Here is a 14,440-nt window from a genome sequence, read left to right on the forward strand (position 1 = left end):
CGCTCCTGTTGCGGCTGCTCGCCAGACACGGCGGCCAGCCGGATTGCCGTCCATTCAATATATTAATTTTTCTAATTATTTAAAGATATTTTATCCGTTTTTCAACTTTCAGGTGGCGGCGTATCGTTCAGACATCGGGGCAAAGCCCCCCACATCTTGCAGGTCGCTCATCATGAACACGCTACGTCAGCACACCCCCGGCCTGTTGCTGGTTCTGGTCCTGGCTCTGGGTTCGCTCCATGCCGCCACGTTGCCCTGGTTCAGCCAGCTGGGCCTGTCGGCACTGACCATCGCCATCGTCGGCGGCATGGTGCTCGGCAACACCCTCTATCCGCGCATTGCCCTGTCCAGTCACAGCGGCGTCACCTTTGCCAAGGGCCAGATCCTGCGCCTGGGCATCATCCTGTTCGGCTTCAAGCTGACGTTTCAGGACATCGCGGCGGTCGGCATCAGCGGCATCCTGATCGATGCCTGCGTATTGAGTTCCACCTTTTTGCTGGCCTTCTGGCTGGGTCGACGCAAGCTGGGGCTGGACGAGCAAAGCGTCATCCTGATCGGCGCGGGCAGCTCGATTTGCGGTGCTGCGGCCATTCTGGCCACCGAGCCGGTGGTGAAGGCGCATGCCGAGAAGGTTGCGGTGGCAGTGGCCACGGTGGTGGTATTCGGTACGCTGGCCATGTTTTTGTATCCCCTGCTGTTTTCGCTGGTGCAGGCGCTGGGCGTGTCCGAATTTGCCTATGGCGTGTTTACCGGCTCCACCGTGCATGAAGTGGCCCAGGCCGTAGCGGCCGGCCGGGCGGTGAGCGAGCAGGCGGCCAATAGCGCGGTGATTACCAAGATGATCAGGGTGATGATGCTGGCACCGTTTCTGTTGATCCTGTCGACCTGGCTGGGCCGCCGCCATCAGGCCGGCAGCAAGGAGGCGCGCCGCATCACCATTCCGTGGTTTGCCCTGGGTTTTCTCGCCATGGCGGCTTTCAATTCGCTGCACTGGCTGCCGCAAGCCTGGGTGGCGCAGCTGATTGCGCTGGATAATCTGCTGCTGGCCATGGCCATGGGCGCACTGGGCCTCACCACCCACTTTTCCGCCATCCGCCGTGCCGGCAGCAAGCCGATGTGGCTGGCCAGCGCGCTGTTTGGCTGGCTGCTGGTGGGCGGCACGCTGATCAATAGCGGCATCACTTATTTGCTGCACCAGCTGTGAAACACTGTGTGCAATAAAAAACCGCCCGGCATCGGGCGGTTTTTCAGGCTGCTGACAACGATATTTGCTGCGATTGTACTGGACCCGGCAAAGCCGGGCCTTTCGACTAAATAACCGATTTCGCAGCCTTGCCATCTATTCCCTATCCCCTCACCCTTTCCCTGAAAGGGAGCCTCGCTTTCCTTGCAGGCAGCGAGAGGGAGAATCGAAAAACCGCCCGGCATCGGGCGGTTTTTCTATGGCTGTCGGCTAATCAGCACGGACACTTTTTCATCGACTTGCCACCATAACGCTCGGACTGGCAGTGGGCGAAAAAGTCCTCGCGGCTCATCACCGGGGCATTGGGGCTGCAACGGCGGCGGCTGGCGACATACTTGTCGTAGTCTTTCACCCCCACCATCAGCCGCGCCGCCTCGGTCAGCTGGCGCAATAACTCAGACATTGGCTTCTCCCTGACGATAGACCGCCGGCACTTCCTTGGTGGTGACCCACTTCACGGCCAGCGCCTTGCGGATGACATTGACGGAGAACAGCAGCATGGCCACCACCACGGCAATGAACATGGCGGTGAGGGTGGCATCCACATAATCATTGAAGATGATCTGCTGCATTTGCGCCAGGCTTTTCGCCGGGGCCAGTACTTCACCCTTGGCCGCAGCGGTGGCGAACTTGTCGGCATGGGCGAGGAAGCTGATCTTGGGGCTGGCATGGAACAGCTTTTGCCAGCCGGCCACCAGGGTGACGATCAGCAGCCACAGGGTGGGCAGGGCAGTCACCCACACATAGCGCAGTTTTTGCATCTTGATCAGCACCACGGTGGCCAGGATCAGCGCAATGCCGGCCAGCATCTGGTTGGCAATGCCGAACAGCGGCCACAGGGTATTGATGCCGCCCAGCGGATCCACCACCCCCTGGTAGAGGAAGTAACCCCAGCCGGCCACGGCCAGGCCGGTGGCGGTCAGGTTGGCGCCCCAGGATTCGGTATTGGCCATGGGCTTGATGAAGATGCCCAGCAGGTCCTGGATCATGAAGCGCAGCACGCGGGTGCCGGCGTCGATGGTGGTGAGAATGAACAGCGCTTCAAACAGGATGGCAAAGTGATACCAGAAGGCCATCATGGTCTTGCCGCCAATCACGCCGGACAGGATGTGCGCCATGCCCACCGCCAGTGTCGGTGCGCCACCGGCACGCGACAGGATGGTGGTTTCGCCCACATCCTTGGCCATCTGGGTCAGCACATCCGGGGTGATGACAAAGCCCCAGCTGGAAATCACCTGTGCCGCGTCCACCGCGGTCTTGCCGATGACGGCTGCCGGGCTGTTCATGGCGAAGTACACGCCCGGATCCAGCACGCAGGCGGCAATCAGCGCCATGATGGCGACAAAGCTTTCCATCAGCATGGCACCGTAGCCGATGACACGGGCGTGGGTTTCGTTCTCGATCAGCTTGGGCGTGGTACCCGAAGCCACCAGCGCGTGGAAGCCGGACACGGCACCGCAGGCAATGGTGATGAACAGGAAGGGGAACAGGTTACCGGCAAAGACCGGGCCGCTGCCATCGATAAACTTGGTCAGCGCCGGCATGTGCAGGTTAGGCGCCACGATCAGGATGCCGATGGCCAGACCGATGATGGTGCCGATCTTGAGGAAGGTGGACAGATAGTCACGCGGGGCCAGCAGCAGCCATACCGGCAGCACCGAAGCGACAAAGCCGTAGCCGATCAGCACCCAGGCCAGGGTGGTGCCCTGCAGGGTGAACAGCGGTGCCAGCGTGGCGCTCTTGGCCACATCGCCGCCATAGACAATGGCCAGCATCAGCAGCACAAAGCCGATAACGGAAATTTCGCCAATCTTGCCCGGACGGATATAGCGGGTATAGATGCCCATGAACAGGGCAATCGGAATGGTGCAGGCGATGGTAAAGCTGCCCCACGGGCTGCCGGTCAGCGCCTTGACCACCACCAGCGCCAGTACCGCCAGCAGGATGATCATGATCATCAGGATGCCGATGGAGGCAATCACGCCGGGAATCGGCCCCAGTTCCAGCCGGATCATTTCACCCAGCGACTTGCCGTCGCGGCGCATGGACAGGAACAGCACCAGGAAATCCTGTACCGCGCCGGCCAGCATCACGCCGATGAGAATCCACAGCGTGCCCGGCAGATAGCCCATCTGCGCGGCCAGTACCGGCCCCACCAGCGGACCGGCCCCGGCAATGGCAGCAAAGTGGTGGCCGAACACCACCCATTTATTGGTGGGGACGTAGTCCAGGCCGTCGTTGTGCTTTTCCGCCGGGGTCAGCCGTTTGGCATCCAGCTCCAGCACACTATTGGCAATGAAACGGCCATAAAAACGGTAAGCGATGGAGTAGACCGACACGGCGGCCACCACCAGCCAGATGGCATTGACCGGCTCGCCACGATTGAGTGCCACCACGGCAAAAGCGACGGCGCCCGCCAGGGCCACGGCAATCCAGATTGCCCATTCCTTTAAGCGTTGCATGTGATTTTCTCTGTCCTTGGTTGATCATGGGCCGCTGCCGAAGCCGGCCTGACTGCCTCGTATGTGCAGCGTCGATTCTGTCCGCATAAACCGGGAAATACAAGCCGGATGCCAGCCCTGCCATACATGGTGATACTATTTCCACCATTGATTTTCGCAGGCATGGCATGACACCCCACATTCTCATTATCGAAGATGATATTCATCTGGCTCAGCTGATTTCCGCCTACCTTGGCAAACACGGCTACCAGGTGAGCCTGCATGGTCGCGGCGACACCGCCGCCGATGTGATTCTGGATACCCGGCCGGACCTGGTGATTCTGGATGTAATGCTGCCAGGCAAGGAAGGCTTCGATGTCTGCCGCGAGGTGCGGCTGCGCTACCATGGCCGCATCCTGATCATGACCGCCCGCGACGAGGACGTGGACGAAATCCTCGGGCTGGAACTGGGCGCCGACGACTATCTGGCCAAGCCGGTCGAGCCGCGCCGCCTGCTGGCACGGGTGCGCGCCCTGCTGCGCCGTGGCGTCGACGATGGCGGCAGCAGCGACAGCAGCGACCACGATGACCTGGTGTTCGGCCAGTTCAGCATCAGCCAGGGCACGCGCTCGGCCTCGCTCGCCGGCGAGGAAATGGAACTGACCACCGCCGAATTCGACCTGCTGTGGCTGCTGGCCAGCCATGCCGGCCAGGTGTTGTCGCGTGATGACATCATGAACGAATTGCGCGGCATCGGCTTTGACGGGCTGGACCGCTCCATCGACGCCCGCATCTCGCGCCTGCGCAAAAAGCTGGGCGACAGCCCCGATTCGCCCACCCGCATCAAGACCGTGCGCGGCAAGGGCTATCTGTTTTCGCGCAGTGACTGGGAATGATGAAGCTGCCCCTGTTGCGAGCGGACAAAAAACCGCGCCCGGGCAAAGCCTCCAAGGCATCACTGGCCACGCTGTTTGCCCGCTACTTCATCATCGCCATGGCGGCCGAGCTGGCCATCATCATCGGTTTCGCCTTCATGCTGGGCAAGCTGTACCAGAATAGCGACAGTGAAAACGCCCGCCGCATGCTGGATGGCCCGGCCTCGCTGCTGGTGCAGGAACTGGAGCGGGTCCCGCCAGCCGGCCGCGAACACGCCCTGCCACAGCTGACGCGTCATTTCAGCTATCCGGTCAAGCTGATCACGGAATTGCCGGCCGATCTGGACCCGGAGAGCAGGCAGAACTTTGCCGCCGGCAAAACCTATCTCGATTTCGACAACAACCTGCTGTACATCCCGCTGCGCGACGAGCACCGCATGGTGCTGATGGGGCCGCTGGATGCCACCAGCAACAGCAACGACAGCGGCTGGATTACCGAAGACATCGAAGTGCTGCTGCTGTGGATCCTGTTTACCGGCAGCACGCTGGGCCTGCTGATCTACTTTTACCTGCGGCCGATGTGGCGCGATCTGGTTTCGGTGCGCGATGCCGCCGAACTGTTCGCCAACGGTGATTTCCACGTACGCACCCCGCAGGCGCACAGCCGGCTGTTCGCCCCCCTGTCCACTGCCCTCAACAGCATGGCGGCCAGGCTGGAGCGCTTGCTGGAAATGCATCAGGCGATGAGCCATGCCGTGGCGCATGAAATCCGTACCCCCATTGCCCGGCTGCGTTTCGGCCTGACCATGCTGGAAGAAGAAGAGGACGAGGCCGAACGCCAGCGTTACCGCGACGGCATGGAACGTGACATGCAGGAGCTGGAAGAGCTGATTACCGCCAGCATGGAATACGCCAAGCTCAACCGGGGCGACTCCATCCTGCAGCGGGAACAGGTCGACCTGTACGACTGGTTCGACGACCTGCTCGACCTGGTCCATCCCCTGAAACCGGCCAATCTCAGCCTGTCCATGGATTGCGCGCGCGGCCAGGCCACCTTCGACCGCAAGCTGATCTATGTCGCCAGCCGCAACCTGCTGCTGAACGCCTTCAAATACGCCCAGCGCCAGGTGCATCTGATTGTCGAGCGCCATGGCAACATGCTGGAAATCCATGTCGACGACGATGGCCACGGCATTCCGCCGCAGGACTGGGAACGGATTTTCGAACCCTTCCGCCGGCTGGACCGCAGCCGGGACCGCGCCACCGGCGGCTATGGTCTGGGGCTGTCCTATGTCAGGCTGATTGCCGAACATCACGGCGGCAATGCCTTCGCCAGCAAGAGTCCGCTGGGCGGAGCCCGGCTCACCCTGCGCATCGCCCTCAGCTGACAGAGTCACAGCCTGTCACAATCCTGTGACAGGAAACTGACAGACTGGCTGCTTTATCTTGCGCATACTGCAGGCTGTTCACTTTCCTGCCGGAATTTTCCATGCCTTCACCTCGTCCCGCCGCCCTGCTGATTCACGGCCTGGGTGGTACCGTTTACGACCTCGGCTCGCTGGGCCGCACCCTGGAAGAAGCCGGGATCGATACCCATGCCCCGCTGCTGCCTGGCCACGGCACCGTACCGGACGATTTGCTGGCAACCGGCTGGCAGGACTGGATAGACAGCATGCGCGCCCAATACCGCACGCTGAAGCAGCGCCATGGCGTGGTGCATCTGGCCGGCGTCTGCCTGGGTGCGCTGGTGGCACTGGAAGTGGCACGGCTGGAAAACCATCAGGACAAGCTGGCACTGTATGCGCCACCGCTGTTTCTGGATGGCTGGAGCCTGCCGCGCCTGACCTGGTTGCGCAAGCTGGGCTATATCCTGCCGGGCATGGCCAAACGCATGCGCGTGCCGGAAGCCGAACCATTCGGCATCAAGAATGCGCGCATCCGCAAGCTGATCCAGCAACGCTTCGAACGCGGCGAACGTTTCCATTACCCGTATGTGCCGCTGGCCTGCATCCGCGAGGTCGACAAGCTGCGCAAGCAGCTGATGCCGCGCCTGCAGGAAATCACCTGCCCCACGCTGATCGTGCATGCCGACGAAGACGACATCACCAGCCCGCGCTCGGCACACCACCTGCAAAAACATCTGGGCGGGCCGGTCGACTTCATGCCGCTGTCCGACAGCTATCACATGATTCTGGTGGATAACGAACGCATGGCGGTGCTGGCGCGCAGCGTGGATTTTTTCCGGGCCCGTCCGGCCAGCAAGCCGCGTCCGGCCAGCACGACACAGCCGCTGTGGCAGGGTGAGGCCATCACCGCCTGAGCTGCCGCTGCTGCTTGCCAACACCGGGCCGACACTGCCAGCAGTGCCGGCCCGGTGTCATTGCAGACGGGCAAAGTTCCCCGGCTTCATCAACAGCAACAAAGTCCGGCGCTTTGTCATGCACTGTCATCAAGCCGGCACAGCGCCGCCACATAGCCCAGACGCTAGCCGCACAGAGCGGCCAGCCGGCTCTGGCACACTGTTTCCCATGCAAACAAGCCATGCCGCGGATACCCCCGAGCCTGCGGCAAGGTGCTTGCTCTGTATCTGTTTAGGGTCTGGCAACGGGCCCGTTCTCCTCTGTCCTTTGTGTGACTTTGTGTAACCCGCCCCCTCAGGCGGGTTCTTTTTTGTCCGCAGCGCGCGCTGCAGCAGCCGGGAAGGGCTCTGCTACAATGCCAGCCACACCACCACCCAGGATATTGCGATGAGCCATCCCCACGCCAATGAAGTGAAAGCCTTTCTGCTGCAACTGCAAGACCGCATCTGCGCCGCACTGGAACAGGCCGATGGCAGCGGGCGCTTTGTCGAGGATGCCTGGCAGCGGCCGGCGGGTGGCGGCGGACGCAGCCGTGTGCTGAGTCAGGGCGCGGTATTTGAACAGGCCGGGGTGAATTTCTCGCATGTCAGCGGTGATGCGCTGCCGGCTTCGGCCACCGCCCATCGCCCGGAACTGGCCGGTCGCCGTTTCGAGGCCATGGGGGTGTCGCTGGTGATTCATCCGGAAAACCCGCACATTCCCACCAGCCATGCCAATGTGCGCTTTTTCATTGCCGAGCAGGAGGGCGCCGAGCCGATCTGGTGGTTTGGCGGCGGTTTCGACCTGACGCCCTACTATGGCGTGGAAGAAGACGTGGTCCACTGGCACAGCGTAGCGCGCGACCTGTGCCAGCCGTTTGGCGACACGGTTTATGCCGACTACAAGAAATGGTGCGACGAGTATTTCTTCCTCAAACACCGCAATGAAGCGCGCGGTGTGGGCGGACTGTTTTTTGACGATCTGAACCAGTGGGGTTTTGCCCGCTGCTTCGACTTCATGCAGGCGGTCGGTCAGGGCTTTGTCGCGGCTTATGTCCCCATCGTGAACAAGCGCAAGGCCACGCCGTGGACCGAGGCGCAGCGCCAGTTCCAGCTCTACCGCCGTGGCCGCTATGTGGAATTCAATCTGGTGTGGGATCGCGGCACGCTGTTCGGCCTGCAGACCGGTGGCCGTACCGAATCCATCCTGATGTCGATGCCGCCGCTGGTGCGCTGGGAATATGGCTACCAACCCGCCGAGGGCAGCGCCGAAGCCGAGCTGTACCAGCGTTTCCTGCCGGTGCGCGACTGGGTGTAAGCCAGCCTACTCCACGCCGGGCGGCTGCCCCTGCAGGTCGACACAGACCCGGTTGCGACCCTCCTGCTTGGCCCGGTACATGGCGTCATCAGCCCGTTTAAGCACTGCCCCCGCCTTGCTGTCGCTGGCCAGCACCACGGCACAGCCCATGCTAGCAGTGACCTTATCCGGCAGGCCCAGCTTGGCCCAGTTCAGCCGCTCCAGCTGCAGGCGCAGACGGACGGCCGCCTTCATCGCATCGCGCAGCTCGGTGGCCGGCAATACCAGCACGAACTCCTCGCCCCCCAGCCGCGCCACCAGATCCTGGCTGCGCAGCATGCGCCGTGCCAGCCGTACCAGCACTTTCAGCACCTCGTCGCCCACGGCATGGCCGAAGGTGTCGTTGATTCTCTTGAAGTGATCCAGGTCCACCATTACCAGCGCAAACATCTCGCCGGTCTCGTGATAGCCCTGATACAGCTGTGACAGCACCGCCTGAAAGGCGCGGTGGTTCAAGGCGCCGGTCAGCGCATCGTGTTCGGACAGGCGACGCAGTTCGCGGTTGAGCACCCAGGTGCGGTTGAGCAAGGCCAGGGCCAGCCACAGCAGCAAGGCTGCCACGATGCCCGGTGCCGTGCCCTTGGCGATCTCCAGCGCCAGCACCTCATTGGGCAGGTAATGCAGCACCCGCATGCCGCTATCGCCCACGGCAAACACCTTGACATGGGCGGTGGGGCCGGCGCGGTAGTCGGCCATCACCGGCAGGCGCAACAGGTTTTCCTGCGGCAGGGCCTCCTCGGTATTGGCGGCAACAATCTGGTTCTGGGCATTCAGCAGATACAGCTTGCCCAGCACCTCGCCCGCGCTGCCCAACAGCTGATGCAGGGTGGGAACGCCGACATCCATGTACAGCGCGCCGTAAAAATGCCCGCCGGCCACAATGGGCTGACCGATGGTCAGCATGGCGCCCTTGCCCGCCTGATCGATATAGACGGGCGTGATGAAACGCCGGCCCGCCGGGTTTGCCTCCGGCAGCGCCATGCGCCAGAACACGCCGTTGGGCGTGGCCAGGGTGTAGTGGTAATCGGCGGCGGGGGCGAAGGGATAAAGGTAGATGAACTGCTGGCGTGACACGTAGTAGACCCAGGCCACGCCATGGTCATCCAGATTGCGGTAGGCTGCGGTCAGCATCGGTGCCAGCCCCAGCGCCACCGCCATTTCGCGCTGGCGTGAGGGCTCGGGCTTGCCGGGCAACACCAGCCCGGTCAGATTGCCGATCTGCTGATGGCTGAGCGGCGGCGGCAGCTGGTCCAGCGAGAAATAATTGCTCCCCGGCACCGCGCGCAGTGCGGACAGCTGGCCATCCACATCGCGCGGTGGCTCGTTCCATTGCAGCTCACGGACGGCTTCGGCCTGAATGGTATCGATAAAACCGGATATTTTTTCAAAATGCTGGCGCAGGCCGGCCACCGCACGGTGGGCATACTGGTCGGACAGACTGAGCGAACGGGAATAGACATACCAGCCGTTGGAAACAACCAATAGCATGAATACCAGCGTCAATATGCCGCGAAATAGCCGCTGGTGGTCCAGCACCATCTCGCCCAACAGCATCCTACGCATCTTGCCAACCCGCTTGCGACTCTCTCGACACCATAGCAATGTACTTTATATATGCTCACACGCTAACACGGGTATTAGCTGAGCTGTACCTTGCGCGGTCGATTGACCAGCCGGCATTGAAAAAACGGGTCAGATTGACCCGTTTTTCCCACAACAACCCGCCTGCTCAGAGCGCGAGTGTGGCAATCGCTTCCTTGGCGGCATGAATGGCGGTGGCGCGCTTGTCTTCGCCCATATTGACCGCCTCGGCCCGCACGAAGGCGATATCGCTGATGCCCAGGAAACCCAGCACGGTACGCAGGTAGTCTTCCTGGAAGTCCATCAGCTGGCCCTGTTCGGTGGAGTAGACACCGCCACGGCTGGAGACGATCACCACTTTCTTGCCACCGGCCAGGCCCTGCGGACCATTCTCGGTGTACTTGAAGGTGCGGCCGGCAGCGGCCACACGGTCAATCCAGCTCTTCAGCTGCGACGGGATGGAGAAGTTGTACATCGGCGCACCGATCACCAGCACGTCGGCAGCCAGGAATTCTTCGATCAGCGCATTGCTCAGGGCGCTTTCACTGCGCTGGTTTGCAGTCCAGTCGGCTTCGGCAGTGAAATTGGCACCGATGATTTCGCCGGACAGATGGGCAATCGGCTGGCTGGCCAGATCGCGGTAGCTGACTTCGACGGCGGCGTGACGCTGGCGCACGGCATCCACCACGGCAGCAGTCAGCTGACGGGAAACGGAGTTCTGACCAAGAATGCTGGAATCAAGGTGTAGCAGTTTCATGATGGACTTCCTTTTGTGCAGTTGGGTATGGGTGAATGGTAGTTTTTGACACCAATCATGACTAGACTGCAAAAAAAGGAAACATTGTTCCACCGATAGGACAATCTGATGCAAGACCTCAACGACCTGCTGTATTTTGCCAAGGTGGTGGAATTCGGCGGCTTCATGGCGGCCAGCCGCATGCTGGGCATACCCAAATCACGGCTGTCGCGCCGGGTGGCCGAGCTGGAGGAGCGACTGGGGGTGCGTCTGCTGCAACGTACCACGCGGCGGCTGGCACTGACCGAAGTCGGCAGCAGCTATTACCAGCATTGCCAGGCCATGCTGGCCGAGGCCGAGGCGGCGGATGACGCCATTGCCCGCATCACCGCCGAACCCCGCGGCCTGGTACGGGTCAGCTGCCCGGAACTGCTGGCCAAGACCTTGCTGGCACCGGCCCTGCCCCGCTTCATGCTGCGCCATCCGCAGGTGCGGGTCAGCCTGGAGGCCACCAACCGGCGGGTGGATCTGATCGAGGACAATATCGATGTCGCCCTGCGCGTGCGCAACAGCCTGGAAAACAGCGCCAATCTGGTGGTGCGCCAGCTGTCGGTCAGCCAGGTCATTCTGGTGGCCAGCCCGGACTTCATGCGCCAGCACCCCATGCCGCAATCGCCGGCCGACCTGCTCGCCCTGCCGGCACTGACCATGAGCCGCCCGGATGGCCGCGGCCAGTGGCAACTGCTGGACCAGGCCGGCCACACCTATAACCTGCAGATCGACAGCCCGCGCCTGATGACCGACGACCTGCTGGTACTGCTGGAGGCGGCCATTGCCGGCCTGGGCGTGGCGGCCCTGCCAGTGATGGTCTGTGACGAGGCCTTGCAGCAAGGGCGCTTGCTGCGGCTGCTGCCGGAGTTCGACAGCCCCTGGGGTATTCTGCATGCGGCCTTTACCAGCCGGCGCGGCTTGTCGCCGGCGATCAGGGCCTTTATCGATTTTCTGGTGACCGACCTGATTCCGCCCGGCCACCCCTCCTATCCTCCGGCCGGCTAGGCCGCCGGTGCCTGGCGCTGGGCCAGCAGGGTGGCGTGCAACCGGGCAGCGGTCTGCGGCCGGGCAAAATGATAGCCCTGGGCCTGCTCGCATCCCATTTGCCGCAGCAGTTCGGCAATCTGCTGGCTTTCCACCCCTTCGGCCAGCGTCTGCAGTTGCAGCTTGCGCGCCATTTCGATGATGGCGCAGACGATATTGCCGTCGTCGGCATCTTCTGCCAGATGGCGGATGAAGGATTGATCAATCTTCAGCTTGTTGACCGACAAGCGCTTGAGATAGGCCAGGCTGGAATAGCCGGTGCCGAAATCGTCGATGGCCAGCCTGACGCCCAGTTCGCTCAGCCGTGACAGCGTGTGCTGCACACCTTCGGTCTGGTGCAGCAAGGTGGTTTCGGTCAGCTCCAGTTCCAGCAGCTGTGGCGGCAGGCCGCTGTGGGCCAGCGCCTCGGCCACGGTCTGTTCCAGATTGCCGCGCTTGAACTGCACTGCCGAGATATTCACCGCCACAGACAAGGGGTGGTCCAGCAGCGGCTGCCATAGCGCCGCCTGGCGGCAGGCTTCGCGCAGCACCCATTGGCCCAGCGGCACGATCAGGCCGCTGCTTTCGGCCATGGGGATGAACTCGGCCGGTGCAATCAGCCGCTCGCCATCCTGCCAGCGCACCAGTGCTTCCACCCCCAGCATGCGGCCGTCCTCCAGACTGACCTGCGGCTGATAGTGCAGCACGAACTGGCCCGCCTCCAGTGCCGCCATGAAATGGCTGCGCAGCCGCAATACCTGCTGCGCCTCGACATTCATCCTTTCGTCGAACAGGCGGTAGGTATTACGCCCGGCATCCTTGGCGTGATACATGGCGGTATCCGCCTTTTTCATCAGGGTGGTGAAGTCCTCGCCATCGGCCGGATACAGCGCCACCCCGATGGAGGCCGAGGTGGACAGCTGATGGTTGTGCAGCATGAAAGGCTGCTCCAGGCCATGCAGGATGCGCCCGATCAGCGAGGTCAGTCCCTCCAGCCCACCCATGCCGCACAAGCCGGGCAGCAAGAGCAGGAACTCGTCGCCCCCCAGCCGGCAGGCGGTATCCTGCTCGCGCAGCAAGGACTGCAGGCGCTGCGCCACCGCTTGCAGCATCTCGTCGCCCACATCGTGTCCCAGTGAATCATTGATGGTCTTGAAGCCGTCCAGGTCCAGAAACAGCATGGCCAGCTGCTCCGCGTGGCGCTGGGCCAGGCTGGCCTGCTGGCAGAAGCGGTCTTCGGCCAGAATGCGGTTGGGCAGGCCGGTCAGTGCATCATGATGGGCGAGGAAGGCAATCTGCTGCTGCTGGCGCTTGCGTTCGCCAATATCCTGGAACAGCAGCACCGTGCCGACATTCTGGCCATCCTTGAGCAGCGGGTAGGCATCGTAACGCACGGCCAGCAGGCTGCCATCGGCGCGGGTGAATACGTCGTCGGCCTCATGCACGCTACGTCCCTGCTGCAGCGCCTGGCGAATCAGGCAGTTCGCCGCCGGCAGCGGCCGGCCATCGGCCTGCTGCGCATGAATCAGCCCCGGCAGGTCCGCCACGCGCAGGGTCGCTTCGTCGGCATGGCCCAGCAACTGGCGGGCGGCCGGATTGGAAAACAGGTAGCGGCCCTGCTCATCCATGCCGCAGATGCCCTCACCCACCGAATTGAACAACTGGCGGAAGCGGTCTTCGCTGGCCTGCAGCTCGCCACTGGCATGGCGCTGGCGTTCTTCCGAGCGGCGCAGGCGCTGCAGCAGCCAGGCCAGCAGCAGCAGCGACAGCAAGGACACCACCACCGTACCCAGCAAGGTGGCATACCACTGTGCCAGAAAGTCATTGCTGGCAATGCCGGCGGCCACATAGAAAGGGAAATCGCCCACCCGCTTGAAAGCGTAAACCCGCTCGATGTGGTCGATGGCGGCATAAAAACGGATCATCCCCTGCTGCGCGCCGGCCTCCACCCGCTGGTGCATGGGATTGTTATGCAAGGTCTGGTTGACCGTGCCCGGCCGTGCCGGATGGCGCAACACCAGCCGGCCATCGTCACTGCGGCGAAAGGTAATCACCCCATGCGGCCCCAGGTCCACCGCGTCGAACAACTGCTGGAAATAGCCGATATCCAGCGGCGCCATGGCAATGCCGGCAAACGCCCCCTGTGGGGTACGGATCGGCACCGCCATATACAGCTGCAGGCTGTGGTTGATGCGGCCGGTGGTCACTTCGGAAAAAAACAGGCGTTGCTGCGGGTGCTGGCTCAGGGCAATGAAGTAGCTGCGGTCACGCACATTGGCCTGGGGCAGCAAGTGATCGGAGGCATACAGCACATTCCCCTCGGCATCGATCAGCCGCAGGCCGATGATTTCGGGAAAATGGCGTGCCGGCAGGGCCAGCTGCTGCTGCATGGCTGCGGCATACTGTGGCCGGGCCGCCAGTGACAGGGCGGACAGCGGCGTGCGCTGGGCCAGCTCTTCCAGATTGGCCTGGGTACGCCGCAGCGCCGCTTCCAGCCGGGCCTCCAGCACGGCCACCACATTGCGGGCATTCACTTCGGCCTGGTGCTGTTTTTCGACATAGGCCGTACCCAGCAGAAAAGCGATCAGCGCGGCCGTGCCCATGAACAGCAGCAGGAAGAACACCAGGTAGATGCGTTGCGGACGCTGGATCATGGGCCAGATAAGGATGGTTGATGCTGCAGGCCATGTTAGCAAACCCTATCTGGCTGTCCTAGCCACTTCACCATCATCCGGCTGACAAAAATCAAGCTGGCGACACATGGAAAAATACATTGACATTAATATCCGGATCCA

General features: G+C 62.4%; 11 protein-coding genes. 6 read left to right on the forward strand and 5 right to left on the reverse strand.

The window, feature by feature from the left end; all coding sequences use genetic code 11:
- The first annotated feature begins 172 nt into the window (after positions 1-172).
- On the forward strand, positions 173-1,204 hold the full coding sequence (locus DFR38_RS12285) for a YeiH family protein (protein WP_059285723.1): 1,032 nt from the start codon (positions 173-175) through the stop codon (positions 1,202-1,204).
- Positions 1,205-1,457: 253 nt separating this feature from the next.
- Here the strand turns inward: DFR38_RS12285 and DFR38_RS12290 are convergent, their stop codons facing one another.
- Both DFR38_RS12290 and DFR38_RS12295 read right to left on the reverse strand, forming a co-directional pair.
- Positions 1,458-1,646 (reverse strand): YbdD/YjiX family protein, encoded by a 189-nt coding sequence (locus DFR38_RS12290; protein ID WP_059285722.1) that lies wholly within the window; start codon positions 1,644-1,646, stop codon positions 1,458-1,460.
- The gene (locus DFR38_RS12295; protein WP_110313466.1) at positions 1,639-3,705 is read right to left on the reverse strand and encodes a carbon starvation CstA family protein; all 2,067 of its coding nucleotides are present in this window, start codon (positions 3,703-3,705) and stop codon (positions 1,639-1,641) included. Before DFR38_RS12295 ends, DFR38_RS12290 begins: the two co-directional genes overlap by 8 nt.
- 167 nt (positions 3,706-3,872) lie before the next feature.
- Here DFR38_RS12295 and DFR38_RS12300 point away from each other — a divergent pair, with 167 nt between their 5' ends.
- The 4 genes from DFR38_RS12300 (at position 3,873) to hemF (ending at position 8,215) form a co-directional block, all read left to right on the forward strand.
- Positions 3,873-4,580, forward strand: a complete 708-nt coding sequence (locus DFR38_RS12300; RefSeq protein WP_059284987.1) for a winged helix-turn-helix domain-containing protein — start codon at positions 3,873-3,875, stop codon at positions 4,578-4,580.
- Complete coding sequence (locus tag DFR38_RS12305) at positions 4,577-5,947, forward strand: ATP-binding protein (protein ID WP_244909903.1); 1,371 nt, start codon at positions 4,577-4,579, stop codon at positions 5,945-5,947. Before DFR38_RS12300 ends, DFR38_RS12305 begins: the two co-directional genes overlap by 4 nt.
- Positions 5,948-6,048: 101 nt before the next feature.
- Positions 6,049-6,879: an alpha/beta hydrolase gene (locus DFR38_RS12310; RefSeq protein WP_110313467.1), complete on the forward strand. Its 831-nt coding sequence runs from the start codon at positions 6,049-6,051 to the stop codon at positions 6,877-6,879.
- Positions 6,880-7,306: 427 nt separating this feature from the next.
- On the forward strand, positions 7,307-8,215 hold the full coding sequence (hemF, locus tag DFR38_RS12315; RefSeq protein WP_059284984.1) for an oxygen-dependent coproporphyrinogen oxidase: 909 nt from the start codon (positions 7,307-7,309) through the stop codon (positions 8,213-8,215).
- A 6-nt stretch (positions 8,216-8,221) separates the two neighbouring features.
- On the opposite strand, the gene DFR38_RS12320 is transcribed toward hemF, so the two are convergent.
- Entirely contained in the window at positions 8,222-9,817 is a 1,596-nt protein-coding gene (locus DFR38_RS12320) for a sensor domain-containing diguanylate cyclase (protein ID WP_082693298.1), read from the reverse strand.
- Between the two features lie 166 nt (positions 9,818-9,983).
- Complete coding sequence (locus DFR38_RS12325) at positions 9,984-10,592, reverse strand: FMN-dependent NADH-azoreductase (RefSeq protein WP_059284982.1); 609 nt, start codon at positions 10,590-10,592, stop codon at positions 9,984-9,986.
- Positions 10,593-10,700: 108 nt separating this feature from the next.
- Between DFR38_RS12325 and DFR38_RS12330 the strand changes: the two genes are divergently transcribed.
- Positions 10,701-11,627 (forward strand): LysR substrate-binding domain-containing protein, encoded by a 927-nt coding sequence (locus DFR38_RS12330; protein WP_059284981.1) that lies wholly within the window; start codon positions 10,701-10,703, stop codon positions 11,625-11,627.
- On the opposite strand, the gene DFR38_RS12335 is transcribed toward DFR38_RS12330, so the two are convergent.
- Positions 11,624-14,299: a bifunctional diguanylate cyclase/phosphodiesterase gene (locus DFR38_RS12335; RefSeq protein ID WP_059284980.1), complete on the reverse strand. Its 2,676-nt coding sequence runs from the start codon at positions 14,297-14,299 to the stop codon at positions 11,624-11,626. The genes DFR38_RS12330 and DFR38_RS12335 overlap by 4 nt on opposite strands.
- Between the last annotated feature and the right edge of the window lie 141 nt (positions 14,300-14,440).

This window comes from Aquitalea magnusonii (genome assembly GCF_003202035.1).
Lineage (GTDB): Bacteria > Pseudomonadota > Gammaproteobacteria > Burkholderiales > Chromobacteriaceae > Aquitalea > Aquitalea magnusonii.

Coding starts and splice junctions, on each gene's coding strand:
- hemF (WP_059284984.1), top strand. CDS start 7,307: ATGAGCCATCCCCACGCCAATGAAGTGAAAGCCTTTCTGCTGCAACTG.
- DFR38_RS12305 (WP_244909903.1), top strand. CDS start 4,577: ATGATGAAGCTGCCCCTGTTGCGAGCGGACAAAAAACCGCGCCCGGGC.
- DFR38_RS12310 (WP_110313467.1), top strand. CDS start 6,049: ATGCCTTCACCTCGTCCCGCCGCCCTGCTGATTCACGGCCTGGGTGGT.
- DFR38_RS12285 (WP_059285723.1), top strand. CDS start 173: ATGAACACGCTACGTCAGCACACCCCCGGCCTGTTGCTGGTTCTGGTC.
- DFR38_RS12325 (WP_059284982.1), bottom strand. CDS start 10,592: ATGAAACTGCTACACCTTGATTCCAGCATTCTTGGTCAGAACTCCGTT.
- DFR38_RS12335 (WP_059284980.1), bottom strand. CDS start 14,299: ATGATCCAGCGTCCGCAACGCATCTACCTGGTGTTCTTCCTGCTGCTG.
- DFR38_RS12300 (WP_059284987.1), top strand. CDS start 3,873: ATGACACCCCACATTCTCATTATCGAAGATGATATTCATCTGGCTCAG.
- DFR38_RS12295 (WP_110313466.1), bottom strand. CDS start 3,705: ATGCAACGCTTAAAGGAATGGGCAATCTGGATTGCCGTGGCCCTGGCG.
- DFR38_RS12320 (WP_082693298.1), bottom strand. CDS start 9,817: ATGCGTAGGATGCTGTTGGGCGAGATGGTGCTGGACCACCAGCGGCTA.
- DFR38_RS12330 (WP_059284981.1), top strand. CDS start 10,701: ATGCAAGACCTCAACGACCTGCTGTATTTTGCCAAGGTGGTGGAATTC.
- DFR38_RS12290 (WP_059285722.1), bottom strand. CDS start 1,646: ATGTCTGAGTTATTGCGCCAGCTGACCGAGGCGGCGCGGCTGATGGTG.